The organism is Nocardioides sp. CER19 (assembly GCF_029846275.1).
Lineage (GTDB): Bacteria > Actinomycetota > Actinomycetes > Propionibacteriales > Nocardioidaceae > Nocardioides.
This window is the reverse complement of record NZ_JARVWS010000003.1, coordinates 203372-229363: the sequence shown is the minus strand read 5'-3', so window position 1 is coordinate 229363 and position 25992 is coordinate 203372. Positions and strand designations below refer to the sequence as shown.

General features: G+C 71.9%; 24 protein-coding genes. 15 read left to right on the top strand and 9 right to left on the bottom strand.

All coding sequences use genetic code 11. From position 1 onward, the window contains the following. Window positions 1-92 precede the first annotated feature (92 nt). The 4 genes from QDS12_RS16605 to QDS12_RS16590 all read right to left on the bottom strand — a co-directional run bounded on the left by QDS12_RS16605 (window position 93) and on the right by QDS12_RS16590 (window position 5168). A complete protein-coding gene (locus QDS12_RS16605; RefSeq protein WP_279880950.1) occupies window positions 93-974 on the bottom strand; it encodes a COX15/CtaA family protein in 882 nt (293 codons plus the stop codon). A 2-nt stretch (window positions 975-976) separates the two neighbouring features. Beyond that, on the bottom strand, window positions 977-1756 hold the full coding sequence (locus tag QDS12_RS16600) for an ABC transporter permease (protein WP_279880947.1): 780 nt from the start codon (window positions 1754-1756) through the stop codon (window positions 977-979). After that, the gene (locus tag QDS12_RS16595) at window positions 1753-2649 is read right to left on the bottom strand and encodes an ABC transporter ATP-binding protein (protein ID WP_347882192.1); all 897 of its coding nucleotides are present in this window, start codon (window positions 2647-2649) and stop codon (window positions 1753-1755) included. The genes QDS12_RS16600 and QDS12_RS16595 overlap by 4 nt, the downstream gene beginning before the upstream one ends. A 158-nt stretch (window positions 2650-2807) precedes the next feature. Beyond that, window positions 2808-5168, bottom strand: a complete 2361-nt coding sequence (locus tag QDS12_RS16590) for a xanthine dehydrogenase family protein molybdopterin-binding subunit (protein ID WP_279880908.1) — start codon at window positions 5166-5168, stop codon at window positions 2808-2810. A 180-nt stretch (window positions 5169-5348) separates the two neighbouring features. On the opposite strand from QDS12_RS16590, the gene QDS12_RS16585 reads away from it, so the two are divergent. Genes QDS12_RS16585 through QDS12_RS16555 form a run of 7 tightly spaced genes read left to right on the top strand, consistent with a single transcriptional unit; the run spans window position 5349 to window position 11612 of the window. Beyond that, window positions 5349-6098, top strand: a complete 750-nt coding sequence (locus tag QDS12_RS16585; protein ID WP_279880905.1) for a transcriptional regulator — start codon at window positions 5349-5351, stop codon at window positions 6096-6098. After that, a complete protein-coding gene (gene sufB / locus QDS12_RS16580; RefSeq protein WP_279880902.1) occupies window positions 6095-7513 on the top strand; it encodes a Fe-S cluster assembly protein SufB in 1419 nt (472 codons plus the stop codon). Before QDS12_RS16585 ends, sufB begins: the two co-directional genes overlap by 4 nt. Continuing rightward, window positions 7510-8724 carry a Fe-S cluster assembly protein SufD gene (sufD, locus tag QDS12_RS16575; protein WP_279880900.1) on the top strand — a complete coding sequence of 405 codons (1215 nt, stop codon included), beginning with the start codon at window positions 7510-7512 and terminating at the stop codon, window positions 8722-8724. Before sufB ends, sufD begins: the two co-directional genes overlap by 4 nt. After that, entirely contained in the window at window positions 8721-9479 is a 759-nt protein-coding gene (gene sufC / locus QDS12_RS16570) for a Fe-S cluster assembly ATPase SufC (protein ID WP_279880898.1), read from the top strand. Before sufD ends, sufC begins: the two co-directional genes overlap by 4 nt. 41 nt (window positions 9480-9520) lie before the next feature. After that, on the top strand, window positions 9521-10801 hold the full coding sequence (locus QDS12_RS16565; protein ID WP_279882184.1) for a cysteine desulfurase: 1281 nt from the start codon (window positions 9521-9523) through the stop codon (window positions 10799-10801). Next, window positions 10801-11268 carry a Fe-S cluster assembly sulfur transfer protein SufU gene (gene sufU / locus QDS12_RS16560; RefSeq protein ID WP_279880897.1) on the top strand — a complete coding sequence of 156 codons (468 nt, stop codon included), beginning with the start codon at window positions 10801-10803 and terminating at the stop codon, window positions 11266-11268. Before QDS12_RS16565 ends, sufU begins: the two co-directional genes overlap by 1 nt. Beyond that, window positions 11268-11612: a metal-sulfur cluster assembly factor gene (locus QDS12_RS16555; protein ID WP_279880896.1), complete on the top strand. Its 345-nt coding sequence runs from the start codon at window positions 11268-11270 to the stop codon at window positions 11610-11612. Before sufU ends, QDS12_RS16555 begins: the two co-directional genes overlap by 1 nt. Window positions 11613-11615: 3 nt before the next feature. Here QDS12_RS16555 and QDS12_RS16550 read toward each other — a convergent pair whose 3' ends face one another. Continuing rightward, the gene (locus QDS12_RS16550) at window positions 11616-12437 is read right to left on the bottom strand and encodes a hypothetical protein (RefSeq protein ID WP_279880894.1); all 822 of its coding nucleotides are present in this window, start codon (window positions 12435-12437) and stop codon (window positions 11616-11618) included. Between the two features lie 104 nt (window positions 12438-12541). Here QDS12_RS16550 and QDS12_RS16545 point away from each other — a divergent pair, with 104 nt between their 5' ends. Both QDS12_RS16545 and QDS12_RS16540 read left to right on the top strand, forming a co-directional pair. Next, on the top strand, window positions 12542-13429 hold the full coding sequence (locus tag QDS12_RS16545; RefSeq protein WP_279882182.1) for an ABC transporter ATP-binding protein: 888 nt from the start codon (window positions 12542-12544) through the stop codon (window positions 13427-13429). Further along, on the top strand, window positions 13426-14988 hold the full coding sequence (locus tag QDS12_RS16540) for a hypothetical protein (protein WP_279880893.1): 1563 nt from the start codon (window positions 13426-13428) through the stop codon (window positions 14986-14988). The genes QDS12_RS16545 and QDS12_RS16540 overlap by 4 nt, the downstream gene beginning before the upstream one ends. A gap of 83 nt (window positions 14989-15071) precedes the next feature. Here the strand turns inward: QDS12_RS16540 and QDS12_RS16535 are convergent, their stop codons facing one another. Then, complete coding sequence (locus QDS12_RS16535) at window positions 15072-16223, bottom strand: glycoside hydrolase family 6 protein (protein WP_279880891.1); 1152 nt, start codon at window positions 16221-16223, stop codon at window positions 15072-15074. A gap of 102 nt (window positions 16224-16325) precedes the next feature. Between QDS12_RS16535 and QDS12_RS16530 the strand changes: the two genes are divergently transcribed. Continuing rightward, window positions 16326-17231: a phosphotransferase gene (locus QDS12_RS16530; protein ID WP_279880889.1), complete on the top strand. Its 906-nt coding sequence runs from the start codon at window positions 16326-16328 to the stop codon at window positions 17229-17231. 50 nt (window positions 17232-17281) lie between these two features. Here the strand turns inward: QDS12_RS16530 and QDS12_RS16525 are convergent, their stop codons facing one another. Continuing rightward, a complete protein-coding gene (locus tag QDS12_RS16525; protein ID WP_279880887.1) occupies window positions 17282-18241 on the bottom strand; it encodes a neutral zinc metallopeptidase in 960 nt (319 codons plus the stop codon). A gap of 69 nt (window positions 18242-18310) precedes the next feature. Between QDS12_RS16525 and QDS12_RS16520 the strand changes: the two genes are divergently transcribed. Continuing rightward, on the top strand, window positions 18311-19909 hold the full coding sequence (locus tag QDS12_RS16520; RefSeq protein WP_279880886.1) for an ABC-F family ATP-binding cassette domain-containing protein: 1599 nt from the start codon (window positions 18311-18313) through the stop codon (window positions 19907-19909). A 44-nt stretch (window positions 19910-19953) separates the two neighbouring features. Then, window positions 19954-20391, top strand: a complete 438-nt coding sequence (locus QDS12_RS16515) for a hypothetical protein (RefSeq protein WP_279880884.1) — start codon at window positions 19954-19956, stop codon at window positions 20389-20391. On the opposite strand, the gene QDS12_RS16510 is transcribed toward QDS12_RS16515, so the two are convergent. Further along, a complete protein-coding gene (locus QDS12_RS16510; protein ID WP_279880881.1) occupies window positions 20339-21544 on the bottom strand; it encodes an MFS transporter in 1206 nt (401 codons plus the stop codon). The two genes, QDS12_RS16515 and QDS12_RS16510, sit on opposite strands and share 53 nt — an antisense overlap. 50 nt (window positions 21545-21594) lie before the next feature. Here QDS12_RS16510 and QDS12_RS16505 point away from each other — a divergent pair, with 50 nt between their 5' ends. Then, on the top strand, window positions 21595-22152 hold the full coding sequence (locus QDS12_RS16505) for a hypothetical protein (protein WP_279880879.1): 558 nt from the start codon (window positions 21595-21597) through the stop codon (window positions 22150-22152). 18 nt (window positions 22153-22170) lie between these two features. Beyond that, the gene (locus QDS12_RS16500; protein WP_279880876.1) at window positions 22171-24048 is read left to right on the top strand and encodes an ABC transporter ATP-binding protein; all 1878 of its coding nucleotides are present in this window, start codon (window positions 22171-22173) and stop codon (window positions 24046-24048) included. A gap of 18 nt (window positions 24049-24066) precedes the next feature. Here QDS12_RS16500 and QDS12_RS16495 read toward each other — a convergent pair whose 3' ends face one another. Continuing rightward, on the bottom strand, window positions 24067-24930 hold the full coding sequence (locus QDS12_RS16495; protein WP_279880874.1) for an SURF1 family protein: 864 nt from the start codon (window positions 24928-24930) through the stop codon (window positions 24067-24069). Between the two features lie 72 nt (window positions 24931-25002). Between QDS12_RS16495 and moaA the strand changes: the two genes are divergently transcribed. Continuing rightward, on the top strand, window positions 25003-25989 hold the full coding sequence (gene moaA, locus QDS12_RS16490; protein ID WP_279882180.1) for a GTP 3',8-cyclase MoaA: 987 nt from the start codon (window positions 25003-25005) through the stop codon (window positions 25987-25989). The last annotated feature ends 3 nt before the right edge of the window (window positions 25990-25992 follow it).

The following is a 25992-nucleotide window of genomic DNA, read 5'->3' as shown; positions in this document are numbered from 1 at the left end:
TTGCGAAGGGTCACTGGTGCCGCGAAGGGTCACGGTGACGCTTTGCGGGTGTCACCCGCGCACCCGCCCCGCGCCGGTCGGGGTCGTTGCCGTCAGGCGGCGACGGGCTGCCGCACGCGCAGCAGGACCCAGGTGACGGCGGCGGAGATGACGGCGGCGCCGAGCATGTGGAAGCCGACGAGGACGATCGGCAGGTTGGTGAAGTACTGCACGAAGCCGATCGCGCTCTGGGACACCTGGACCGCGAGGAGCACCAGGACCGCCTGGACGGTGCCGCGCGGGGCCCGCAGGGCGAGCGCGGTGAACAGCAGACCGACGGTCAGCCCGACGAACAGGAAGACCACGTCGGCGTGGAGCTGTGACATCTGCAGCGGCGACAGGCCGTTGCGGGGGCTGTGGGCGTCGCCGGCGTGGGGACCCGAGCCGGTCACGACCGTGCCGACATAGAGGACCAGCCAGGCTGCCGCGAAGTTGGCCCAGGCGAGCCACACGACCGGCCCGCGCTCGACGGGTACGTCGGCGTGGTCGATGCGCCACAGGAAGAGGACCGCCAGCCCGATGATCGCCATCGAGCACAGGAGGTGGAAGGAGACGACCCATGGGTTGAGGTCGGTGAGCACGGTGATGCCGCCGATGACCGCCTGGGCCGGAATGCCGAGCGCCATCCAGAGAGACAGCAGGCGCAGGTCGCGCCGCTTGGTCTGCCACGCGGCGACGAGCGTCGCGATCGCCACCGCCGTCAGCACGAACGTGAGCGTGCGGTTGCCGAACTCGATGGCCGAGTGCACGTTGAGGTTGCCGTGCGGCGTCATCGACTGGTCGGTGCAGCGCGGCCACGTCGGGCAGCCCAGGCCCGAGCCGGTGAGCCGGACGGCGCCGCCGGTGACGACGAGCACGGCGTTGGCGACGAGCGTCGCCCAGCCCAGCGGCCGGACGAGACCCGGTCCGACGAGTCGGGCGGTGGTGGTCGACATGGTCATTCCCACGTGAAGGTCCTAGCGGTGAGGGCCGAGCCGACCACGGCCCAGCCGAGAAGCACGCCCAGGTCGCGCCAGGCGACGTCGCCGTGGAGGAAGGCCGTGCGGACGGCCTCCCCGAGCGCGCCGGAGGGCAGCCACTGGGCGAAGGAGCCGAAGCCGCCGTACGCCGAGGCCGGGAGCACGACGGCTCCGCCGGCGAGCAGCAGCAGGTAGATCAGGTTGGCGGCGGCGAGGGTCGCCTCCGCGCGGAGGACGCCGGCGACGAAGAGGCCGAGCGAGGCGAAGGCGGCGGTACCCAGCACGACCGCGAGCAGGAAGCCGACCGCCCCGGGCTCGGGTGACCAGCCGAGCAGCTGGCCCACGCCGCCGATGACGAAGAGCTGGACCAGCTCGACGAGGACGAGCGCCAGCACCTTGCCGGCGAGGAGGCCCAGGCGGGGCAGCGGTGAGGCGCCGAGCCGCTTGATGACGCCGTAACGGCGCTCGAACCCGGTCGCGATCGCCAGCGAGGTGAACGACGTCGACATGATCGCCAGCGCGAGAACGCCCGGCGTGAAGATGTCGACGAGCGGGTAGTCCTCGTGGAGGTCGAGGTGCTGGCCGCCCTTGACGCCGGCGATCAGAACGATCACCGGGATGACGACGGCCAGCAGCAGCTGCTCGCCGTTGCGCAGCATCAGCCGCGCCTCCATCGACGCCTGGGCGAGCACCTGCCGGTGGAGCGGCGCGCTCCCGGGCTGCGGGGTGAAGGTGCCGGTGGTGATCGGGGTGGTCATGGCTGCAGCTCCCGTCCGGTCAGCTCGAGGAAGACGTCCTCCAGGCTGCGCCGGCCCAGCGTCAGCGACTCGGGCAGCACGCCCTGCTCCTCGCACCAGCGCGACACCCGGGCCAGGGTCGTGCTGTCGGCCGGGCCGGCGACGAGCAGGCTGCGCTCGTCGAGCTGGGTCACCTCGGTGCTGTCGCCGAGCGCCGAGCGCAGGGAGTCCGGCGCGCCTGCGGGGAACGGGCGGGTCACCACCAGCCGGATCGTCGCGGAGGCGCCGCCGCGGGTGAGCTCGAGCGGCGTGCCGGAGGCGATCATCCGGCCGTGGTCGATGATGTGCACCCGGTCGGCCAGCTGCTCGGCCTCCTCGAGGTAGTGCGTGGTGAGCACGACGGTGACGCCGTCCGCGCGCAGCTCGCGCAGCAGCTCCCACGTCGTACGACGGGCGGCCGGGTCCATCCCCGCGGTGGGCTCGTCGACGAAGACGATCTCGGGACGCCCGACCAGCGCCATCGCGAGGCCCAGCCGCTGCTGCTGGCCCCCCGAGAGCCGGCGGTACGGCGTCCGGCCGCACTCCTCGAGGCCGAGCCGTTCGGACAGCATGCCGACGTCGAGCGGGTGCGCGTGCAGCCGGGAGACGTGGCGCAGCATCTCCATCGCGCGTACGCCGCTCCAGGCGCCCTGGCCCTGCAGCATGACGCCGATCCGGGGGAGCAGCTCGCGGCGGTCGGCGATCGGGTCCAGCCCGAGGACGCGGACGCGTCCTGAGTGGGGCTTGCGGTAGCCCTCGCAGGTCTCCAGCGTGGTGGTCTTGCCGGCCCCGTTGGGGCCGAGCACGGCGGTGATCGAGCCGCGGTCGACGGAGAGCGAGAGCCCGTCGACGGCGGTCTTCTCGCCGTAGCGCATCACCAGGCCATCGACCTCGACGGCAGAGGATCGAGCGTCGGGCACCTGGGAAGTGTAGGAAGCGCGCGGTCGAAGCCCGGAATCGGGCCGTCGTGAGACGGGTCTCGATGCGCTCGCTGGCGCTCGCCGCTCGACCGGCGAAGGTCCGCCGACTGCCTCTAGACCTCCGCGCTCTCCCTGACCGATCCACCCTCCGAGTCGGACGGGATCGTGTCGAACGCGGCCGGCGGCTCGCGCCACGGGTCGGGCAGCGTGCCCGCGCGGGCCTGCTCGACGGCGCGCCAGACGCGCTCCGGCGTGCACGGCATGTCGAGGTGGCGCACGCCCAGGTGCGAGAGGGCGTCGACGACCGCGTTCTGCACGGCAGGCGTCGAGCCGATCGTGGCCGACTCGCCGATGCCCTTCGCCCCGAGCGGGTTCAGCGGTGTCGGTGTCTCGGTCGTGGAGACCTCGAACGCGATGGCGTCGGCCGCCGTCGGCATCGTGTAGTCGGCGAACGTCGCCGTGAGTGGGTTGCCCTCCTCGTCGTAGACGAACTGCTCCCACAGCGCCTGGGACATGCCTTGCAGCGTGCCGCCGTGCTGCTGCCCCTCGACGAGGAGCGGGTTGAGCACGCGACCGCAGTCGTCGACGGCGACGTGGCGCACGGGTGTGACGACACCTGTCTCGGTGTCGACCTCCACGATCGAGACGTGGCAGCCGAAGGGGAACGTGGCCTCGTCGGAGGAGAAGTCGTCGGTGTCGGCGAGCGGAACGCCCTGCGCGGAAGCCTCGGCCGCCACCTCGGCCCAACCGACGGCCGCGTCCGGCACGCCGCGCACCGCGAACCCGCCGTCCACGACCTCGAGGTCGGCACCGCTCGCCTCCAGCATCCGGGCGGCGACCTCCAGCGCGCGGTCGAGGACCTTGCCCGCGGCCCGCCCGACGGCGCTGCCGCCGAGCTGGAGCGACCGGGACCCGCCCGTCCCGCCGCCGCTGCGCACCCGCGCGGTGTCGGACTGGACGAAGCTGATCCGGTCCATCGGGATGCCGAGCCGGTCGGAGACGATCATCGCGAACGACGTCGCGTGCCCCTGGCCGTGCGCCGAGGTCCCGGCGGTCACGGTGGCGCTGCCGTCGGCGTGCACCTCGACGGACCCGAACTCGGTGCCCGCGAAGCCGGTGATCTCGACGTACGTCGCCATCCCGATGCCGAGCTGACGGACGTCGCCGGCCTCCCGGCGCCGGCGCTGCTCGGCTCGGGCGGCGTCGATGTCGGCGATGCGCAACGCCTCGCGCAGCGGGAGGTCGAAGTCGCCGACGTCGTAGCGTGCGCCGGTGACGGTCCGGAACGGGAAGGCGTCCTTGGGGACGAGGTTGCGCCGCCGGATCTCCTCGGGCTCGAGGCCCAGCTCGTCGGCGGCCACGTCCATGAGTCGCTCGATCAGGGCGGCCGCCTCGGGCCGGCCGGCGCCGCGGAACGCGCCGACGGGCGCGGTGTTGGTGAGCGAGGCGATCGCCGCGTAGGTGATCTTCGGGATCTCGTAGACGCCCTGGGCCATGAGGTAGGACCCGCCGAGGGGGAAGGTGCCGCCGAAGCCGCCGTAGGCGCCGCAGTCCCCGACCAGCCGCAGCCGCATCCCGAGGATCCGGCCGTCGTCGTCGAGCCCGAGCTCGGCGTACTGCACCTGGCCGCGCCCGTGCATGGAGATCATCGACTCGCTGCGCGTCTCCGCCCATTTGACCGGGCGCCCGGCCTTCTGTGCGGCGGCGACCACGGCGGCGTGCTCACAGTTCGCGCCGGCCTTGCCGCCGAACGCCCCGCCCACGTGCGGCGCGATCAGGCGGACCCGCTCAGGCGGCAGGCCGGCGAACTCGGCGATCTGGTCGCGGGCCATGTGCGGCTGCTGGGTCGTGAGCCAGACCGACAGGTCATGGGTGCCGTCGCCGGGCCGGACCAGGATGGCGTGGCCCTCCATCGGAGCGGTCGCCACGCGCTGGTTCTCGATCCGGACCCGCACCACGCGGGCACCAGCCGGCCACGGCGCGCTCTGGTCGTCGTCCTTGCGGGAGGCGGCCACGTTGGTGCCGAGCTCCTCGAACTGCAACGGGGCGCCGTCGGCCAGCGCCGCTTCCATGTCCACGACCGCGGGAAGCGGGTCGTAGTCGACGTCGACCAGCTCGGCGGCGTCGACCGCCTGGGCGCGGGACTCGGCGACGACCAGGGCGACGGCCTGGCCGACGTAGCGCACCCGGTCGAGGGCGAGCGGCGGCTGCACGAGGCGCTGGTCGGCGATCGCGAAGGGCCGCAGCGTCCGACCGCCCAGGTCGTCGCCGGTCAGCACCGCGACGACACCGGGGGCCGCGGCCGCTGCGCCGGTGTCGACCGACGCGAGGCGGGCGTGGGCGAACGGACTGCGGACGAAGACGGCGTGCAGCAGGTCGGGCCCCTGCACGTTGTCGACGAACGTCGACCGACCGACGAGCAGGTCCGGGTCCTCGACCCGGCGCACGACGGTCCCCAGCAGCGATCCCGGCATGATCGGTTCCTGTCTCCCGAGCGATGGACGGCGAGTGGCGTGGCTCACGACGAACCTAGCCGCACCGTGGCGGGACCGGACAACCCCTCCGGTTGGCCTCGACGTGACGTCGCTCGCACGCCTGATGGGTAAGGGTCACCTTGCTTGAACCGTCTCCGGCAATAACGGCACACTGGTGTTGTGAAAATCGACGAGACGCCCGACAGGCGCACGCGTGAGCGTGTCGCCCGGTCGATCCTCGTCAACGGGCCGTCCACGGCGGCCGACCTCGCCGAGCGGCTGCAGCTGACGCCCGCGGCCGTCCGGCGCCACCTCGACCAGCTGGCCGAGGAGGGCGCGGTCGAGGCGCGCGAGCCGCGTCCGGGCGCCCACCGTGGACGCGGCCGCCCGGCCAAGGTGTTCGTGCTCACCGAGCAGGGGCGCGAGACCAAGTTCGACCAGCAGTACGACGACCTGGCGGTCTCCGCGCTGCGCTTCGTCGCCGAGACGGCGGGCGAGGCGGGTGTGCGGGAATTCGCGCAGCGTCGGGCCGCGTTCATCAAGAAGGGCGTCGAGTCGGTCTGCGCGGCCGACCCGTCGCTCTCGCCGGCGCAGGCGCTGGCCCGGGTCTTCTCCGACGCGGGCTACGCGGCCAGCGTCAGGGAGCTTCCGGTCGTCAACGGGCAGCACGTGGAGCAGCTGTGCCAGCAGCACTGCCCGGTGTCCCACGTGGCCCACGAGTTCCCGCAGCTGTGCGAGGCCGAGACCGCGGCGATCAGCCAGGTCCTCGGCACCCACGTGCAGCGGCTGGCGACCATCGCCCACGGTGACGGGGTGTGCACGACCTGCATCCCGGACGCCGCGGTGGTCTCGACAGGCTCGACCAGCGCGCACACAGGCGCAAGCGACAACACGAGCAACACGAGGAAGAAGGAGCAGGTCACCGCATGACCTCGATCGAAGAGCTCAACCCGGAGCTGAAGGGCATCGGGCGCTACGAGTTCGGCTGGGCCGATCCCGACGTCGCCGGTTCCTCCGCACAGCGCGGTCTCAACGAGGCCGTCGTCCGCGACATCTCCGGCAAGAAGAGCGAGCCGCAGTGGATGCTCGACCTCCGTCTGAAGGGCCTCAAGCTCTTCGGGCGCAAGCCGATGCCGACGTGGGGCTCCGACCTGTCGGCGATCGACTTCGACAACATCAAGTACTTCGTCCGCTCCACGGAGAAGCAGGCGGCCTCGTGGGACGACCTCCCCGAGGACATCAAGAACACCTACGACAAGCTCGGCATCCCGGAGGCGGAGAAGCAGCGCCTCGTCGCGGGCGTCGCCGCGCAGTACGAGTCCGAGGTCGTCTACCACCAGATCCGCGAGGACCTGGAGGAGCAGGGCGTCATCTTCCTCGACACCGACACCGCGCTCCGTGAGCACGAGGACCTCTTCAAGGAGTACTTCGGCACGGTGATCCCGGTCGGCGACAACAAGTTCGCCGCGCTCAACACCTCCGTGTGGTCGGGCGGCTCGTTCATCTACGTGCCCAAGGGCGTCCACGTCGACATCCCGCTGCAGGCCTACTTCCGGATCAACACCGAGAACATGGGCCAGTTCGAGCGGACCCTGATCATCGCCGACGAGGGCTCCTACGTGCACTACGTCGAGGGCTGCACCGCGCCGATCTACTCGTCAGACTCGCTGCACTCCGCGGTCGTCGAGATCATCGTCAAGAAGAACGCCCGCGTGCGCTACACGACCATCCAGAACTGGTCCAACAACGTCTACAACCTCGTGACCAAGCGCGCGACCTGCGAGGCCGGCGCCACCATGGAGTGGGTCGACGGCAACATCGGCTCCAAGGTCACGATGAAGTACCCCGCCGTCTACCTCATGGGCGAGCACGCGAAGGGCGAGACGCTCTCCATCGCCTTCGCCGGCGAGGGCCAGCACCAGGACGCCGGCGCCAAGATGGTCCACGCCGCCCCGCACACCTCCAGCTCGATCCTGAGCAAGTCGGTGGCCCGCGGCGGTGGCCGGACGTCGTACCGCGGCCTGATCCAGGTCAACGAGGGCGCCCACGGCTCGAAGTCCAACGTGCTGTGCGACGCGCTGCTCGTCGACCAGATCAGCCGGTCCGACACCTATCCCTACGTCGACATCCGCGAGGACGACGTGTCGATGGGCCACGAGGCGTCGGTCTCCAAGGTCTCCGACGACCAGCTCTTCTACCTCATGTCCCGCGGCATGGCCGAGGACGAGGCGATGGCGATGATCGTGCGCGGCTTCGTCGAGCCGATCGCCAAGGAGCTGCCCATGGAGTACGCCCTCGAGCTGAACCGCCTCATCGAGCTGCAGATGGAAGGAGCCGTCGGGTGACGGTGACAGAGAGCACCCTCGACAGCATCAAGGACTCGCTCGAGCTCGAGAAGGTCGAGAGCCACCTCCACCCGGAGGGATCGTTCCTCGTCGAGGACCACGTGGTCCCGACCGGCCGTGAGGAGATCTGGCGGTTCACGCCGCTCGGTCGCCTCAAGGGCCTGCACCAGGACGTGGCGTTCGCCGACGGCGCGTGCAAGGTCGAGGTCGAGGCGGCGGACGGGGTCACCGTGACCACGGTGGCGCCCGACGACGCCGTGCGCGGCAGCAGCGGTCTGGTGCCGACCGACCGCGTCTCCGCCCGGGCGTGGGCCTCGGTCAGTGGCGCCACCGTCGTCCGCATCCCCACCGACACGGTGGTCGAGGGCGCGACGATCGTGCGCCACCACGGCACCGGCACGGAGACCCCCGGCGCCGGCCACGCGGTGATCGTCGCCGAGAAGTTCTCCAAGTCGACGGTGGTGCTCGCGTTCGACGGCTCGGCGGTGGTCGCGGACAACATCGAGATCGTCGTCGAGGACGGTGCCGAGCTGACGGTCGTCTCGCTGCAGGACTGGGCCGACGACGCCGTGCACCTCTCCACCCAGCACGCCAACGTCGGCCGTGACGCGACCCTCAAGCACGTGTCGGTGAGCTTCGGTGGCGACGTCGTGCGCCACGACCTCTCCGCCGAGTACTCCGGGCCCGGTGGCTCCGTCGAGGCTCTCGGCCTCTACTTCGCCGACGCCGGACAGCACATCGAGCACCGCCTGTTCGTCGACCACACCGCGCCGAAGACGAAGTCGCACGTGGTCTACAAGGGCGCGCTGCAGGGCGACGGCGCCCACACCGTGTGGATCGGCAACGTCCTGATCCGCAAGGTCGCCGAGGGCATCGAGACCTACGAGGAGAACCGCAACCTCGTGCTCACCGACGGCTGCCAGGCCGACTCGGTCCCCAACCTGGAGATCGAGACCGGCGAGATCGAGGGCGCCGGCCACGCGTCGGCGACCGGCCGGTTCGACGACGAGCAGCTGTTCTACCTGCGCTCGCGTGGCATCCCGGACGCCGAGGCGCGGCGTCTGGTCGTGCACGGCTTCTTCTACGACCTCATCCGCAAGATCGACGTACCCGAGCTCGAGGCCAAGCTGACCGAGACGGTCGAGGTCGAGCTCTCCAAGAACATCAGCGCCCTGACCGGCAACACCCAGAATGGAGCCCCGACCGCATGAGCACCCTCGAGATCAAGGACCTCAAGGTCTCCGTCGAGACCGAGGACGGCCCCAAGGAGATCCTGAAGGGCGTCACGCTCACCATCGGTGACAACGAGACCCACGCCATCATGGGCCCGAACGGCTCGGGCAAGTCGACGCTCGCCTACTCGATCGCCGGCCACCCGAAGTACACGATCACCGGCGGCAGCGTCACCCTCGACGGCGAGGACCTCCTCGGCATGACCGTGGACGAGCGTGCGCGCGCCGGCCTGTTCCTCGCGATGCAGTACCCCGTCGAGGTGCCGGGCGTCTCGGTCGCGAACTTCCTGCGCACCGCGAAGACTGCGATCGACGGCGAGGCGCCCAAGCTGCGCCACTGGGTCAAGGACGTCAACAGCGCGCTGGAGAAGATGGACCTCGACCCGTCCTTCTCCCAGCGGTCGGTCAACGAGGGCTTCTCCGGCGGCGAGAAGAAGCGCCACGAGATGGCCCAGCTCGCCCTGCTCGACCCGAAGGTCGCGATCCTCGACGAGACCGACTCGGGTCTCGACATCGACGCGCTCAAGATCGTCTCCGAGGGCATCAACTCGTTCCGCGGGGGCGAGGACAAGGGCGTCCTGCTGATCACGCACTACACGCGGATCCTGCGCTACGTGAAGCCCGACCACGTCCACGTCTTCGTCGACGGTCGGGTGGCCGAGTCCGGCGGCCCCGAGCTCGCCGAGGAGCTCGAGGCCAACGGCTACGACCGGTTCACCAAGGCCGCGGTCTGATCATGGTCGCGACAGGTCCGACCAGCGGACGCCTCCCCGGACTGCTGCCCGAGCTCGAGGTGGTCCGCAAGGACTTCCCGATCCTCGAGCGCACGGTCCACGACGGGCTGCCGCTGATCTACCTCGACAGCGCCAACACGTCGCAGAAGCCGCAGATCGTGATCGACACGATGGTCGACCACCTCGAGCGGCACAACGCGAACGTCGCGCGGGCGATGCACGCCCTCGGCGCCGAGTCGACCGAGGCGTTCGAGAGCGCCCGCGACGTCGTCGCCGGGTTCATCGGCGCGCCCGAGCGCGACGAGGTGATCTTCACCAAGAACGCGTCCGAGGCGCTCAACCTGGTCGCCAACACGCTGGCGTGGGCGCGCCCGTCGACGAGCTCGGGGGTCGACCTGTCGATCGGTGAGGGCGACGTCGTCGTCACCACCGAGATGGAGCACCACTCCAACATCGTGCCGTGGCAGCTGCTGACCGAGCGCAAGGGCGCGACGCTGCGCTGGTTCGGGCTGACCGACGACGGCCGGCTCGACCTGTCGAACGTGGACGAGCTGATCACCGAGCACACCAAGGTCGTCACGCTGACCTGGGTGTCCAACATGCTCGGCACGATCAACCCGATCGCCGATATCACCCGCAAGGCGCACGCGGTCGGCGCGCTCGTGGTCGTCGACGCCTCCCAGGCGGCGCCGCAGCTCCCGATCGACCTGGCGTCCATGGCGCCGGAGGAGCGGCCTGACTTCGTGGCCTTCACCGGCCACAAGACGGTCGGTCCGACCGGCATCGGCGTGCTCTGGGGCCGGCGCGAGGTCCTCGAGCAGCTGCCCCCGTTCCTCGGCGGCGGCGAGATGATCGAGACCGTCCGCATGGAGCGGTCGACGTACGCCGGGATCCCGCACAAGTTCGAGGCGGGCACCCCGCCGATCGTCGAGGCCGTCGGCCTCGGTGCGGCGCTGACCTACCTCGGACACCTCGGCATGGACGCGATCCACGCCCACGAGCAGGCGATCACCCGCTACGCGCTCGAGGGGCTGGGCACGATCAAGGGCCTGACCGTCCTCGGACCGCTGGACGCCGCGCAGCGCGGTGGGGCGATCTCGTTCGAGCTCGAGGGTGTCCACCCGCACGACATCGCGCAGGTCGTCGACTCCCGCGGCGTCGCGATCCGGGCCGGCCACCACTGCGCCAAGCCGGCGCACGCGCGGTTCGGCGTGCAGAGCTCGAGCCGGATGTCGTCGTACCTCTACACGACGCCGGCCGAGATCGACGCGCTGGTCGAGGCACTGGAATACACGCGTTCCTACTTCCGGTTGGACGGGTGATGAGCACTCAGGCCGACCTGGACGCGATGTACCAGGAGATCATCCTGGACCACTACAAGCACCCCCACCACAAGGGTCTGCGCGACCCGTTCGAGGCGGAGGTGCACCACGTCAACCCCACCTGCGGCGACGAGGTCACCCTGCGGGTGCACCTGGCCGACGGGGTCGTGGAGGACGTGTCCTACGACGCCGTCGGCTGCTCGATCTCGCAGGCGTCGGCGTCGGTGCTGACCGACCTCGTGATCGGCAAGAGCGTCGACGACGCGATGGCCGTCCACGCCGACTTCCTGACCCTCATGCAGGGCAAGGGCACCGTCGAGCCGGACGAGGACGTCCTCGAGGACGGCATCGCCTTCGCCGGCGTCGCCAAGTTCCCCGCGCGCGTGAAGTGCGCCCTGCTCAGCTGGATGGCCTGGAAGGACGCGACCGCCCAGTCGCTGGACGCGTCGGGCACGGAGGAGAAGTGATGACTGAGATGAACGTGACCGTCGCGGACGGTGCGACCCTGTCGGTCGACGACGTGACCGAGGCGATGAAGGACGTCGTCGACCCCGAGCTGGGGATCAACGTCGTCGACCTCGGCCTCGTCTACGGCGTGCACATCGGTGAGTCGTCCGACGTCGTCATCGACATGACGCTCACCTCGGCGGCCTGCCCGCTGACCGACCTGATCCAGGACCAGACCAACCAGGCCCTCGAGGGCATGGTCAACGACGTCGCGATCAACTGGGTCTGGATGCCGCCGTGGGGTCCCGACAAGATCACGCCCGACGGCCGCGAGCAGCTGCGGGCGCTCGGCTTCAACGTCTGAGCCTCACCGTCCGAGCGTCGGCGCGGGCAGCGGCGGCGTGAACGTGAGCGGCACGCTCGGACCGTGGTCGGCTTCCTCGTCGTCGGGCCAGGTCGCCGACGCGCGATAGGTCGCGCCGTCGAGGTCCAGCGTCACGTCGTAGGTGTAGGGCCCGGCAGCGAGCCCGCTGATGTCGGGGTGCTCCAGGCGGAAGCCGACGGAGCCTCGCTGGAAGCAGCCCGGACGCTCCTCGTCCCGCGGAGGCTGGAAGCGCACGGTCGTCCCGGCGGCATCGCGGACGCTCACCGACGCGGTCGCGCGCTGCGGCGTCTCCGCGAGCGAGTCCAGGAACAGCTCGAGGCCGTAGGTGTCGAGCCGGAACGTGTGCGGGTCGAGCCGGGTGGCTGTCACCGTCGTACGCCGCGGGCAGTCGGAGTTGGTGTCGACGAACGTCGCCTCGATCCGCCAGCCCGGCCGAGCGAACCAGAGCGTCACGGAGGGCGGGTTGCCGATGTCGGGGACCGAGGGCAGCAGCTCCGGCGAGCCGTCCGCGCATCCCTTGGCGTAACAGAACGTCCACGGCCTGAGGGACAGCTGCCGACCGGGGGCGGCCACCACGATGGCCGGGACGCGCCACCCGCCGCCTGGGCCGCCGACGTCGTAGACCGTCGGGACGTTCGGAGCGGGGATGCGCGCGTCCGGGGCGACGTACGTGCCCGAGGAGGTGTGGGGTGTCGGGCCGCCGTCCCCACCGGAAGAGGTGGCGGCGACGAGGGCGGCGCCGACCGCGATCGCGGCGACCGCCGCCGCGGAGCCGAGTGCCCAGATCCCGTGTCGCAGTGTCATGACCCTTCTGACGCGGGAGGCAGCGGTTTGGATCCGCGCCCGCGCGGCCGGCCCGGCGCGGGTCGTGGGAGCTCGGCCGCCACTAGCCTGAGCTCGTGAGCGGGATGGTGGCGGAGGCGCACGACCTCGTCAAGACGTTCGGCGCGTTCCGCGCACTCGACGGGCTCGACCTGGCGGTGGGCGCCGGCGAGGTGCACGGCTTCCTCGGCCCCAACGGGGCCGGCAAGTCCACGACCATCCGCATCCTGCTCGGCCTGATGCGGGCGAGCGGGGGAGAGGCCCGGCTCTTCGACGCCGACCCGTGGCGCGACGCGGCTGCCCTGCACCGCCGGCTGGCCTACGTCCCGGGCGATGTGTCCCTGTGGCCCAACCTCAGCGGCGGGGAGACCGTCGACCTGCTGCTGCGGATGCGCGGCGCGGACCCGCGCACGTCCCGGCGCGACGAGCTCCTCGAGCGCTTCTCGCTCGATCCGACGAAGAAGGGGCGCGCCTACTCCAAGGGCAACCGGCAGAAGGTCGCGCTCGTCGCCGCGTTCGCTGCCGACGCCGAGCTCCTCATCCTCGACGAGCCCACCAGCGGCCTCGACCCGCTCATGGAGCAGGTGTTCAACGACTGCGTCGCCGAGGCCACCGACCGGGGCGCCACCGTGCTGCTGTCCAGCCACATCCTCAGCGAGGTCGAGCGGCTGGCCGACCGGGTCACGATCATCCGCGAGGGCCGGACGGTCGAGACCGGCACCCTCGCGGCCCTGCGCCACCTGCACCGCAGCAAGGTGACCGCCACGGTGGCGGGCAGCGTCCCGGACCTCACCGTCCTGGCCGGCGTACACGACGTCGCCGTCGAGGGCCCGCAAGTCACCTGCACCGTCGACCCGGACGGACTGGCGGGCGTGCTCGCCGCCCTCACGGCGGCCGGGGTGACCGCGCTGACCAGCACGCCGCCCAGCCTCGAGGAGCTCTTCCTCGACGCCTATCGCACTCCGGCCCGATGACCTCTCGCACCGGCGCGGGCCTGCTGCTGCGCCAGAACCTCACCCGCGACAGGGTCATCGTGCCGGTCTGGCTGCTGGTGCTCGCGGCCCTCTGCCTGGTCTCGGCGGCGGCGACGCCGGGCCTCTACGACACCGACGCCGACCGGGTGAGGGCCGCCCAGGCGATCAACGACAGCCCCGCGATCGTCGCGCTCTACGGCCCGATCCTCGACGTCCACAGCATCGGCGAGCTGTCGATGACGAAGATGACCGTCCTCTACGCGGTGTTCGGCGCGATCCTCTTCGTCGTGCTCGTGCGCCGGCACACCCGCGTGGAGGAGGAGAGCGGCCGCACCGAGCTGGTCGGTGGTACGGCGGTCGGCCGTGACGCGCCGCTCGCCGCCGCTGTGGCGGAGGCGGTGCTGGTGGCCCTGCTGCTCGGCGTGCTCATCGCCCTGGCCAACATCGCCGGTGGCCTCGACCCGGTCGGGTCGATCGCCTTCGGCCTCGTCTGGCTCGGCACGGGCCTGGTCGCGACCGGGATCGCGGCGGTGTGCTGCCAGCTCTCGGCGAGCGCCCGCACCTGCGCCGCCGCGGCCGCCGGAGTGCTCGGGGCGCTCTTCGTCCTGCGGGCGGCGGGGGATGCGGCGAGCGCGACGTGGCTGAGCTCGCTCTCGCCGTTCGGGTGGAACACGCAGGCTCGGGCGTGGTCGGGCACCCGCTGGTGGGTGCTGCTCCTCTACCCGCTGCTCGCCGGGGCGCTCGTCGCCGTGGCGCAGCACCTGCGCGGCCGGCGCGACGTCGGCGCGGGCCTGCTCGCCGCGCGACCTGGACCGGCCAGCGGCTCGCCCCGGCTGCGCGACGCGGTCTCGCTGACCCTGCGCGTGCAGGGCGCCGCGCTCGTCGTCTGGACCGGCGCCGTCGCGGTCCTCGGGCTGCTCTTCGGCGTCATCGCCCCCGGGCTCGACGACCTGCTCGACTCCGGGACCGCCCAGGAGCTCATCGACCGGCTCGGCGGCGAGATGCTCGCGGCCGTGCTGTCGATGATCGCGATCGTCGTCAGCTGCTTCGCGATCTCGGTCGTGAGCCACGCCGGGAGCGACGAGACCGGCGGCCGGGCGGAGGTGGTCCTCGCGACGGCCACGTCCCGCGCCCGGTGGCTCGCGGCAGCGCTGGTCGTCGCGCTGGTCGGCTCGTTGTGGCTGCTGCTCGTCACCGGCGTGACGCTGTGGATCGGCTACGCGACCGCCGGTGGCCCGTCGCCCGGGGACCTGGTCACCGCTGCCCTCGGCTGGTCACCGGCCGTCTGGGTCGTCGTCGGCCTGGCCGCTCTGCTGCTCGCCCTCCGCGGGTCGTGGGCGGTGCTCGGCTGGGCGTGGCCGGTGTTGTTCCTGACGCTGACGATCGTCGGCGAGCTCGTCGGCTTCCCGGACTGGCTGACCGGGCTGTCGCCGTACTCCCACGTGCCCGCGATGCCAGCCGAGCCGTGGCGGTGGGCGCCGGAGGTCGGCCTCACCGCCGTGGCGGCTGTCCTGATCGCCGGCGCCTGGCTGCGGTTCCGGGAGCGGGACATCGGGTGACGGTCTCGGGGCGGTGAGTGGTGAACCGTTCCGGTGGCCTGGTTCGGTTGCTGGCCCACCGCCCGCGCGCGGGACGGCGCAGCTCAATACAGCGCCGCGAACGGGGTGAACTGTGCGGCGGGGAGAGCCTTGGCGCGCTGGTACGGCGACGCCTGGTTGTACATCCACGGCCGGGTCAGCCAGACGTAGGCGTCCACGTTGCGCCGGGCCGTCCGGGTGAGCGCCGGGGTCAGCCCGAGCGTCCGCACGTACGTCGACCGCGCGACCTGCCAGGTGGGCGGCACCCCGAGGGCGTTGCACAGGGTGGTCTGCGCGGCCGTGCAGTTGCGCGAGTTGTCGTAGCCGGACGTGCCGAAGCGGGCCGCCCACTGGCCGTAGGTGTAGCCGCGGCCGCTGTCGGCGGTGTCGATGACGAAGTGCTTCCCGCTGATGCCGCGCTTGGCCAGCGCGCTCACGATCGCGGCGCCGTGGGCGATGTCGGCCGCCGTCTTCGTGTAGTGGGTGATGCCGAGGCTGAAGCCGCGCGTGAACGCGATCCCGGACCGCTTCAGCAGCCCTGCCGCCTGGGCGGGGGAGAGCCAGTCGGAGGCACCGGCGTCGAGGTAGACGGCGGCGCGGTGGTTGTGGTCGTGGAAGTACTTGGCGGCGTACCTCGCGAGACCCTGCCGGACCCGGGGGTCGCGGACACCGTCGGAGCCGCCGTTCGTCGTGATCGCCAGGTCGGGCTCGAGGGCGACGAGCACGCGCGAGCCGCCGATCCCGGCGGAGACCCGCTGGATCCACGTCCTGTAGCGAGCCTGCTCGTCGGCCGTCAGCGGCGTGTGCCGGGAGCCCTCGCCCCGCGGCCAGATCCCGAACACGGCGAGCGTGACGAGCTTGCCGGGATCGCTGGTCGGGTTCACGGTCCGCAGGTAGTCGGGGACCTTGGTGGGCGCGTAGGAGTTGTTGATGGTCAGCCACAGCGCCGACGGCTGCAGCGCCTCCCGGCCCAGGTAGACGCGTTCGGCGCCCGTGGCGGCGAGGTAGTCGGTGTAGAGACCGTGCCCGTTCTCCCAGAAGCCGTTGTTGACGGCCCACGTCCCGCCGGCGAGGGGGTTGGTCCGGTTCGCGGCGTACGCACCGCCCGCGAACGCCTTCGGCGCCGGCAGCGGCAGCCGGGAGCCGTCCGCGTGCGCCGTGGGCGTCAGGGCCGTGCCCGCCACCGCCACCATCGCCGTGGCGACGAGTCCTGCCATCCTCCGAGTGATCCTCACGCGGCGTCCTATCGGCGGGCGACGCCGCGACGTTAAGGCTCCGGTTGCGCGCTTGTGAGCGTCCCATCGGCTAGCGTCCGCAGCATGTGGGAGCCCGAGCCGGGGTGGCTCGCCCTGCCTGGCGGCAGCGGCGTGTCGACGGTCGGCGTCTGGCGCACTGTCGTGGGCGACAGCGCGGTCGCCGTCAAGCGGGTCGCCGCGCCCGACGAGTACGACCCGGCCGAGCTCCGGGATCCGCGGCACTTCGCCTACTGGCGGCGCGCGGCGGACGTGGCGACGTACGGGCTGGTCGACGCCACCCCCGGTCTGCGGGCGCCCCGCACCTCCGTCGAGGAGGACTCGGACGGTCTGACGATCGTGCAGGACTGGGTCGAGGACGCCGCCAACAGCGGCCTGTTCGTCGCCCACGCGATGGGCCGCTTCGCCGGCGCCGAGCTGGGCCACGTCCGCTGGCTCGCCCGCCACCAGCTCCGCGACCGGCTGGCCCGCGTCGAGCGCCGGGGCGGCTGGACCACCCTGAGCCGTACGACGGCCAGCGACATCGCCGACGCGCTCTGGCGCAAGCGTGCTCGACTGCTCGGCGAGCTCGACGCCCTGCCGCAGGTGGCCCAGCACGGCGACCCCGTGCCGGGGAACCTGCTCGGCCGCGACGGCGACGACCTGGTCGCCGTGGACTGGGGCTCGCTGGGCTACGGGCCGGTCGGCGGCGACCTCGGCTACTACATGCTCATGGCCCGCGAGGAGTTCGAGCCGCTGCTCGACGCCTACCTGCTCGGGCTCCCACCCGACCTGGCCACCCGTGCGCAGGCGACGCTGGGTGCCCGGATCACGGCCGTCTACACCGTCTTCACCCGGGCCGACTGGGCGCTCGCCCGCGTGGCGGGTGGCGAGGGTGCCCTCGCGGCGAAGTTCCGCCACCCGTCCGTCGCGCCGCACCTGCGCGCGCTGCAGCGCCAGACTGACGCCGTGACCGCGCTCCTGGATCGCTAGGTCTCTCCCCGCCGGCCGACCCTCGGGCCGTCGCTCGACCGGTGAACGGGTCAGACCGCGCCCGGCGCGAACGTGTCGCACGCGTTGACGTCGTTGCCGGACGCCATGCCCGTCTTGAACCACTTCACCCGCTGCGCCGACGAGCCGTGCGTCCACTTCTCCGGGTTCACACCGCCGCTCATGCGCTTCTCGATGTAGTCGTCGCCGACGGCCGTCGCCGCACCGATCGCGTCGGTGATGTCGCTCTCGGACAGGTCGGAGATGAGCACGTTGCCGTCCTGGTCGGGCGTGGTCTGGGCGGCCTGCGCCCACATCCCCGCGAAGCAGTCGGCCTGCAGCTCCAGCTTGACCGAGTCGCTCTTCGGCCCCTGCTGGGTGCGGACCTGGCCCATGATGCCGAGCAGGTTCTGGATGTGGTGCCCATACTCGTGGGCGATCACGTAGGCCCGCACGAACGGCGCGTCCTTGCCGCCCAGCTGGCCCTCGAGCATGTCGCGGTAGAACGACGTGTCGAGGTAGATCGTCTGGTCCGTGGGGCAGTAGAACGGCCCGACGTCGGTGGTCGCGTTCCCGCAGCCGCCCGTGCTGACGGCGCCGGTGAACGTGTGGACGCCGGTCTCCGGCCGGAACTGGCCACCGAGCTCGTTGCCCCAGTAGTCGTAGAGCGAGTTCTCGACCGCCACGAGCGCGCAGTCGGCGTTGTTGTTGGCGTCCTCACCGCTCTTGCAGCTCGCGTAGCGCTCGGTACCACCCTGCTCGGTGCTGAACCGGCTGGCGTCGAGGGTGCTGCCGCTCGCGCTTCCCAGGATGCTCCCGAGGTCGGGCCCGACGCCGGTGCACTGGCCGAGGATGACCAGCACGAGCACCACCACGATGCCGCCGGCTCCCATCTTGCCGGTCGGCAGCGAGACGCCGCCCCCGCCCAGGCCGCCGCCACCGAGACCGCCGCCCGACCCGCCGACGTCGCGGGTACGGCTGGTGTCCAGCCGCGCCTTCGGGTTGAAGCGCATCCGAGAACCTCCTGCTCAACGCTGTGAACTTCGAGCCTCGGTACCCCGCGCCCTAGACTATCGACCCTGATGATCACCGCCCACCAACTCGAAGTCCGCGTCGGTGCCAGGCTCCTGATGGAGGACGTCAGCTTCCGGGTCGGACCGGGCGACAAGGTCGGTCTCGTCGGTCGCAACGGCGCCGGCAAGACGACGCTCACCAAGGTCCTGGCCGGCGACCTGCTCCCGGCCAACGGGCACGTCACCCGCACGGGCGACATCGGCTACCTCCCGCAGGATCCCCGTGTCGGCGACCCCGAGGTCCTGGTCCGCGACCGGATCCTGTCCGCGCGCGGTCTCGACGACGCCGTACGCCGGATGCGGGCTGCCGAGCAGGAGATGGGCTCGGACGACCCGAACGTGCGCGAGAAGGCGATGCGCCGCTACCAGCGGGCCCACGACGAGCTCGATGCCGGCGGCGGCTACGCCGCGGAGGCCGAAGCGCTGCAGATGGCCCAGTCCCTGGGCATCCCGGACCGGCTGATGGACCAGCAGCTCAAGACGCTGTCCGGCGGTCAGCGCCGCCGCGTCGAGCTGGCGCGGATCCTGTTCTCCGGCAACGAGGTGCTCATCCTCGACGAGCCGACCAACCACCTCGACGCCGACTCGATCCTCTGGCTGCGCGACTGGATGAAAGCCTTCAAGGGTGGCTTCATCGTCATCAGCCACGACAACGCGCTGCTCGCCGAGACCGTCAACAAGGTCTTCCACCTCGACGCCAACCGGTCGGTCATCGACGTCTACAACATGGGCTGGAAGAACTACCTGACCCAGCGAGAGACCGACGAGGCCCGTCGCAAGCGTGAGCTGATGAACGCCCAGAACAAGGCGAAGACGCTCACCGACCAGGCCAACAAGATGCGCGCCAAGGCGTCGAAGGCCAGCGCCGCCCAGCAGATGCTCAAGCGCGCCGAGAAGCTGATGTCGGGCGTGGAGGGGGAGCGGCAGGCCGACAAGGTCGCCGCCATCAAGTTCCCGTCGCCGGCGCCATGCGGCCGGACGCCGCTCACCGCCAAGGGCCTCTCCAAGTCGTACGGCGCCCTCGAGGTCTTCACCGCCGTCGACCTGGCGATCGACAAGGGCTCGCGGGTCGTGATCCTCGGGCTCAACGGTGCGGGCAAGACGACCATGCTGCGGATCCTCGCCGGCGTCGACCAGCCCGACACCGGCATGGTCGTGCCCGGCCACGGGCTGAAGATCGGCTACTACGCCCAGGAGCACGAGACCCTCGACGTCGGGCGCTCGGTGCTCGACAACATGCAGTCGTCGGCCCCGCAGCTCACCGACACCGAGGCCCGGACGGTGCTGGGCGCGTTCCTGTTCAGCGGCGACGACGTCCACAAGCCGGCCGCCGTCCTGTCCGGCGGCGAGAAGACCCGGCTCGCGCTCGCCTCCCTCGTCGTCAGCGCCGCCAACGTGCTGCTGCTCGACGAGCCGACCAACAACCTCGACCCGGCGTCGCGCGAGGAGGTCCTCAACGCGATCCGTCGCTACGAGGGCGCGATCATCCTCGTCACCCACGACGAGGGTGCGGTCGAGGCGCTCGAGCCGGACCGGGTGCTGATCCTGCCCGACGGCGTCGAGGACCTCTGGAACCAGTCCTACGCCGAGCTGGTCTCCCTGGCCTGATCCGCCGTTCGACCGGACCCGGCGGTTGCCTATCCTGGGTAGCGATGTCCACGACAGACGACTACTGCGAGCTGTGCGACCTCCCGCGGTCCCAGTGCATCCACGGACGACCCGCTCCCGTCGACCCTCCCGCCCCGGCGAAGACGCCCCGCCAGCCCCGACCGCGTGCGGCCGCGGCGCCGGCCCGCGTCGGCGTCACGAAGAAGGCCGTGTCCCACCGCTGGACGTCGCCCGAGGTGCTGAGCCCCATCGTCGTCGAGGTGCTCCAGGAGGCCGGCGGCGAGCTGCCGGCCGACGACCTCCTGAGTGAGGTCCGAGAGATCATCGGCGATCGGCTGCGCCCGGGCGACGAGGAGCTGACGCCCGCCGGCGAGCTGCGCTGGCACTACGCCGCTCGCCGCGCCCGGCAGTCGCTCATCGGCGAGGGGGTCATGGTCGCCGGCCGTCCGGGGATCTGGCGGCTCGGTCAGCCTGAGGACTGACCTCCTCCGCGGAGCGTGCCCGACGGGATGCCACGGCGACCAGCGCCAGCGCCACCGCCGCGAGGGCGAGGGCGGCCGGGACCACCGCGAGGGCGGCGGTCAACGACGTGGTGTCTGCCAGCGTGCCCACCGTGAGCGGTGCGAGCAGCCCGGCCAGTGCGGTGGCGACCACCGCGCGGCCGCTGGCCAGCGCCGAGCGCCCCGGCACGAGCCCGACCGTCACGGCCAGTCCCAACGGGAACAGGTTGCCGATCCCGGTCCCGACCAGCAGCAGGCCCACGACCGCTTGGACAGGGGATCTCGCCGGCCACAGCACGGCGAACCCGACCGCGGCGAGGACCAGCGCGCCCGCGAGCAGCCGCGGCGGCAGATGGCGCCGGGTGAGGGCGCTGCCCAGCGTGCGGCCGAGCACGAAGCCCGCGAAGTAGGCCGACATCAGCGAGACCGCCGTGTCGGACGAGACATCGGCCGCTGTCTCCACGAAGCTCGAGCCCCACGAGGTGACGCACCACTCGGCGGCCGTCGTGCAGAAGAGCATCGCGGTGGCCAGCCACACCACCACGGGCAGCCGACCGGCCGCCTTCTCGGGCGGGGCCGGCGCCTCGACCGCCAGACGCCGGTCGCGCCACCACGCGACCGTGGGGACGAGGAGCGAGGCGAGCACGGCGGCGCGCCAGCCGGCACCGATGAGGGCCGCCAGCGACAGCGCACCGGTCAGCACGACGTACGCGACGGCGGCCGCGACGTTGGCCTCGGTCAGCGCGACCGCACGGCGCTCGCCGTGGTGGTCGGCGAGCAGCGCCTGCACGGTGGCGAGCAGGAGTCCGCCGCCGACGCCCATCACGAGGACCGACCCGACGGTCGCCGCCGCGACCCGGCCCACGGTCAGCCCGACGGCGCCGGCGGCCATGCAGCCCGCGGCTGACCAGAGGAGCCGGCGCCGTCCGATCCGCGTCTCGACGCGGGCCGAGACGACCCCCGCGAGGGTGCTGCCGGCGGCGAACGCGGCCACGTGCAGTCCGCCGACCGCATAGCTCATGTGCAGCTCGTCGCGCAGGTGCGGGATGACCAGCCCGGGCGTCGCCTGCAGGAAGGCGAACCACGCGAGCAGGACGTAGGCGACCCACGTCAGTCGGTCGCGCCGGAAGCCCACCCGTCGAATCTAGCGAGCGCCGGGCCGGAGGCGGGTGGGTACCGCACCCTGTGCATCCGCTCTCGAGCATCTCCGAGCAGGCCTTCGCCGGCGTGGCGCGTGCCCGGCACGCCCGCGCCCTGCATCCCCGCGGGACCGTCGTCAGGGCGACCTGGACGATCGAGGACCCGGCGAGCGTGCTGGCCGGTGTCCTCGGCACCGGTCCGCAGGCGGCCGTCGTGCGGCTCTCCCGCGGGTTGGGGCTGCCGCGCCCGCTGCCCGACGTACGCGGGATCGCGATCCGGCTCGACGTCGCGGGGCGGACGGTCGACCTGCTGCTCAGCGGGACCGCGCACCGCATGAGCACCCTGCTGCCGTATCGCCGCCGGAGCGCCCTGGTGCTCGTCGGCGTACGACGGCGGCCCGACGGCGGCTTCCTCATCCGGGAGCGGCGCCCGCTGCGTCCCGGCCGCACGGTCGGCCGGCTCGACGTCGACGGACCGGTCGGGGACCGTCCGACGCCGTTCGACCCCTACCGCCACCGGCTCCCCGGGTTCCGTCCTGTCCGGTTCCTCTCCCGGGTCCGGGAGGCCGCCTACGCCGGGTCCCGGCGCGGGCGCTCTGGCTGAGCCCCGGATACTGGTCCCATGTCAGGCAATCTGGGGATGGGCGGCGTCTACCGGAACCTGCGCTCGGACCGGCAGGTGCTGGACCGGCGTCTCGAGCGGGGGACCGTCCGTCGGGTCTTCGCGTTCGCCCGCCCGCACCGCCGGCTGATCACCGGCTTCCTGGCCCTCACCGTCGTCGACGCAGGCCTGGTCGTCGTCACGCCGCTGCTGACCAAGCGCGTCGTCGACGAGGGCATCCTCGGGCACGACCTCTCCCTGGTGGTCTGGCTGGCGGTGGCGATGGCGGTCGTCGCGCTGGTGGACGCCGGAATCGGCGTCGCGAGCGGGCTGCTCTCCTCGCGGATCGGGGAGGGGCTGATCTACGACCTGCGCAGGAACGTCTTCGCCCACGTCCAGCGGCAGTCGCTCGCGTTCTTCACGCGGACCCAGACCGGCGCCCTGGTGTCGCGGCTCAACAACGACGTGATCGGGGCCCAGCGGGCCTTCACCTCGACGCTGTCCAACGTGGTGGCATCGCTCATCTCGGTCGTCGTCGTGGGCATCACGATGCTGACGCTGAGCTGGCAGGTCACGTTGCTGTGCCTGTTGCTCTTCCCGGTGCTCCTCGCGACCTCGCGGGTCGTCAGCAACCGGCTGGCCGGGCTCACCCGAGCGCAGATGGACGGCAACGCCGCCCTCGGCAACGCGATGACCGAGCGGTTCAGCGTCGGCGGCGCGCTGCTGATGAAGCTCTTCGGCCGGCGCGAGGAGGAGGACGCCCAGTTCGCCGCTCGCGCCGCCGTCGTCCGCGACGCCGGCATCCGCATCGCGCTCCTGACCCGCATCTTCACGATGGCGATGACGGCTGTCCCCGCGCTCGCCACCGCGCTGGTCTACGGCGTGGGCGGCTGGCTGGTGATCGAGGGGCACTTCAGCCTCGGCACCCTGACCGCGCTGGGGCTCCTGCTGCTGCGCCTGCTCGGGCCCCTGCAGTCGCTCTCCAACGTCCGGATCGACGTGATGACCGCGCTCGTCAGCTTCGAGCGCGTCTTCGAGGTGCTCGACCTCCCGTCGGCGATCCAGGAACGGCCCGACGCCGTGGCGTTGCCGTCCGGCGCGGCCCGCGTCGAGTTCGACCACGTCGCGTTCAGCTACCCGCGAGCGGAGGAGGTGTCGCTCGCGTCGCTCGAGGTCGTGGCGCGGGTCGAGGCACGCCCCAGCGGGCCGGTGCTGACCGACATCAGCTTCACCGCCGAGCCCGGACAGATGGTCGCGCTCGTCGGGCCGTCCGGCGCTGGCAAGACCACGATCACCCACCTGGTCGCGCGACTCTACGACGTGGGCGCCGGCGCGGTCCGGGTCGGCGGTCACGACGTCCGCGACGTCACGCTGCAGTCGCTGGAGGACGTCGTCGGCTACGTCACCCAGGACGCGCACATGTTCCACGACACCATCCGGACCAACCTCCTCTACGCGCGACCCGACGCCTCCGAGCAGGACGTGTGGGACGCGCTCGAGGCGGCGCAGATCGCCGCGCTCGTGTCCGCGCTCCCCGCCGGCCTTGACACCGTGGTGGGGGACCGGGGCTACCGGCTGTCCGGCGGTGAGCGGCAGCGGTTGGCGATCGCGCGCCTGCTGCTCAAGGCTCCGGCGATCGTCGTCCTCGACGAGGCCACCGCGCACCTCGACAGCGAGTCCGAGGCGGCCGTGCAGCGGGCTCTCGACGCGGCGCTCGCCGACCGGACCTCGCTCGTCATCGCGCACCGCCTGTCGACGGTGCGGGGCGCCGACCAGATCCTCGTCGTCGAGGGCGGCACCGTGGTCGAGCGCGGGACGCACGACGAGCTGCTGGCCTCCGGAGGCCTCTACCGAGAGCTCTACCGCACCCAGTTCCTCCGCGAGCCCGCCACCGGTTGAGGCGGCGTCGACCCGGGCTCAGTCCCGCCCGGCGCGCTCCTTCTCGTACGCCGCCTTGTAGGCCTCGCGGACGGCCTGCTTCCGGCTCGACTTGGCCGCGCGGGCGTTGCTGCGGTCCTGCTTGGCGCGGCGCCGGTCGGCGGCCAGCTCGTCGCCCTTGCCGGTGCGCCACTCGTCGTAGAGCAGGTAGAAGAAGCCGAAGACCGCGAGGATCCCGAAGAACCACCACTGCAGCCCGTAGAAGAAGTGCGGGCCGTTGCCGAGATCGGGGAGCGACATCGGCTCCAGCGCCTGCGCCGGCTTCGGGTCCTCGCTGTGGAGGGCCAGCCAGCCGCCGTACACGGGCGTGCCGATGGCGGCCCCGACGGTGCGCGAGGAGAGGGCGCGGGTGGAGAGGTCGTCGACGCGGGTGCTGCTGCCGGAGCCGTCGACCCGGACGTAGCCGGTGATCGTCACCCGCCCGGACGGCGGCGCCGGGACGTCGGGCCGCTTGTCGTCGGCGTCGGTCTGCAGGAAGCCGCGGTCGACGACGACCGCGTTACCGGCGTCGGTCACGAGCGGGACCACGACGTCGACGCCGGGGGCGCCGTCGTCGTCGGAGCGGTAGCGCCAGGTGATCGTGTGCGCGGTGTCGTAAGTGCCGGTCACGGTGACCAGCCGCCACTCGTCGTCCTTGGCGGCGCCCATGCCGACCGTGAGGACGTCGTCGATGGGGTCGGCGGAGCGGATCTCGTTGGTCTCGACGATCCGGTTGTCCGCCTTGCGATCGTGGAGCCGGTGGAACTGCCACTGCCCGAGCCACCAGGTCCCCCAGGCGACCACGACGACCGCGAGCGCGAACAGCGCCCAGCGGCGACTCAGGAGGAACCGCAACGACCGCACCCGACGAAGGCTAATCCCGCTTCGTCGGAACCCCACACCCGCGGGGCCTCCACCTAGGATGGTGTGGTGGAGATGACACCGCTTGCCGACCGCTTCGGTCGTGTCGCGACCGACCTGCGCGTGTCGCTGACCGACCGCTGCAACCTGCGCTGCGAGTACTGCATGCCCGCCGAGGGGCTCGACTGGCTTCCCACCGAGGACGTCCTCTCCGACGACGAGGTGGTCCGGCTGGTCACCATCGGCGTCGAGCGGCTCGGCATCCGCGAGGTGCGGTTCACCGGCGGCGAGCCGTTGGTCCGGCGCGGCCTGGTCGGCATCGTGGCGCGCACCCACGCGCTCGGTGTCGAGACGTCGCTGACGACCAACGGCCTCGGCCTGGCGCGTACGGCGGCCGCGCTGGCCGATGCGGGTCTGGACCGGGTCAACGTGAGCATCGACAGCATCCGCCCCGAGACGTTCGCGGCGGTGACTCGGCGCGACCGGCTCCGCGACGTGGTCGAGGGCCTGGCCGCGGCCCAGGACGCCGGGCTCGGCCCCGTGAAGCTCAACGCGGTGCTGCTGCGCGGCGTCAACGACGGCCAGGCACCCGAGCTGCTCCGCTGGGCGATCGAGCACGGCTACCAGCTGCGGTTCATCGAGCAGATGCCGCTCGACGCGCAGCACGGCTGGTCCCGGGCCGAGATGGTGACGGCCGACGAGATCCAGCGGCTGCTGGAGAAGGAGTTCGTCCTCGAGCCTGCCGAGGAGCCCCGTGGCAGCGCGCCCGCTGAGCTGTTCACGGTCGACGGCGGCCCGGCGACGGTCGGCATCATCGCCTCGGTGTCACGGCCCTTCTGCGGTGACTGTGACCGCGTGCGGCTGACCGCCGACGGCCAGGTCCGCAACTGCCTCTTCGCCCGCGAGGAGTCCGACCTGCGGGCCGCGATGCGCTCCGGCGCCTCCGACGAGGAGCTGGCGCAGCGGTGGGTCACCGCGATGGCCGGCAAGCGGGCCGGGCACGGCATCGACGACCCGACCTTCCTGCAGCCCGACCGGCCGATGTCGGCGATCGGCGGCTGAGGA

Coding starts and splice junctions, on each gene's coding strand:
- QDS12_RS16605 (WP_279880950.1), bottom strand. CDS start 974: ATGTCGACCACCACCGCCCGACTCGTCGGACCGGGTCTCGTCCGGCCG.
- QDS12_RS16600 (WP_279880947.1), bottom strand. CDS start 1,756: ATGACCACCCCGATCACCACCGGCACCTTCACCCCGCAGCCCGGGAGC.
- QDS12_RS16595 (WP_347882192.1), bottom strand. CDS start 2,649: ATGCGCTACGGCGAGAAGACCGCCGTCGACGGGCTCTCGCTCTCCGTC.
- QDS12_RS16590 (WP_279880908.1), bottom strand. CDS start 5,168: ATGCCGGGATCGCTGCTGGGGACCGTCGTGCGCCGGGTCGAGGACCCG.
- sufB (WP_279880902.1), top strand. CDS start 6,095: ATGACCTCGATCGAAGAGCTCAACCCGGAGCTGAAGGGCATCGGGCGC.
- sufC (WP_279880898.1), top strand. CDS start 8,721: ATGAGCACCCTCGAGATCAAGGACCTCAAGGTCTCCGTCGAGACCGAG.
- sufU (WP_279880897.1), top strand. CDS start 10,801: ATGAGCACTCAGGCCGACCTGGACGCGATGTACCAGGAGATCATCCTG.
- QDS12_RS16555 (WP_279880896.1), top strand. CDS start 11,268: ATGACTGAGATGAACGTGACCGTCGCGGACGGTGCGACCCTGTCGGTC.
- QDS12_RS16550 (WP_279880894.1), bottom strand. CDS start 12,437: ATGACACTGCGACACGGGATCTGGGCACTCGGCTCCGCGGCGGCGGTC.
- QDS12_RS16545 (WP_279882182.1), top strand. CDS start 12,542: ATGGTGGCGGAGGCGCACGACCTCGTCAAGACGTTCGGCGCGTTCCGC.
- QDS12_RS16540 (WP_279880893.1), top strand. CDS start 13,426: ATGACCTCTCGCACCGGCGCGGGCCTGCTGCTGCGCCAGAACCTCACC.
- QDS12_RS16535 (WP_279880891.1), bottom strand. CDS start 16,223: ATGGCAGGACTCGTCGCCACGGCGATGGTGGCGGTGGCGGGCACGGCC.
- QDS12_RS16530 (WP_279880889.1), top strand. CDS start 16,326: ATGTGGGAGCCCGAGCCGGGGTGGCTCGCCCTGCCTGGCGGCAGCGGC.
- QDS12_RS16525 (WP_279880887.1), bottom strand. CDS start 18,241: ATGCGCTTCAACCCGAAGGCGCGGCTGGACACCAGCCGTACCCGCGAC.
- QDS12_RS16520 (WP_279880886.1), top strand. CDS start 18,311: ATGATCACCGCCCACCAACTCGAAGTCCGCGTCGGTGCCAGGCTCCTG.
- QDS12_RS16515 (WP_279880884.1), top strand. CDS start 19,954: ATGTCCACGACAGACGACTACTGCGAGCTGTGCGACCTCCCGCGGTCC.
- QDS12_RS16500 (WP_279880876.1), top strand. CDS start 22,171: ATGTCAGGCAATCTGGGGATGGGCGGCGTCTACCGGAACCTGCGCTCG.
- moaA (WP_279882180.1), top strand. CDS start 25,003: ATGACACCGCTTGCCGACCGCTTCGGTCGTGTCGCGACCGACCTGCGC.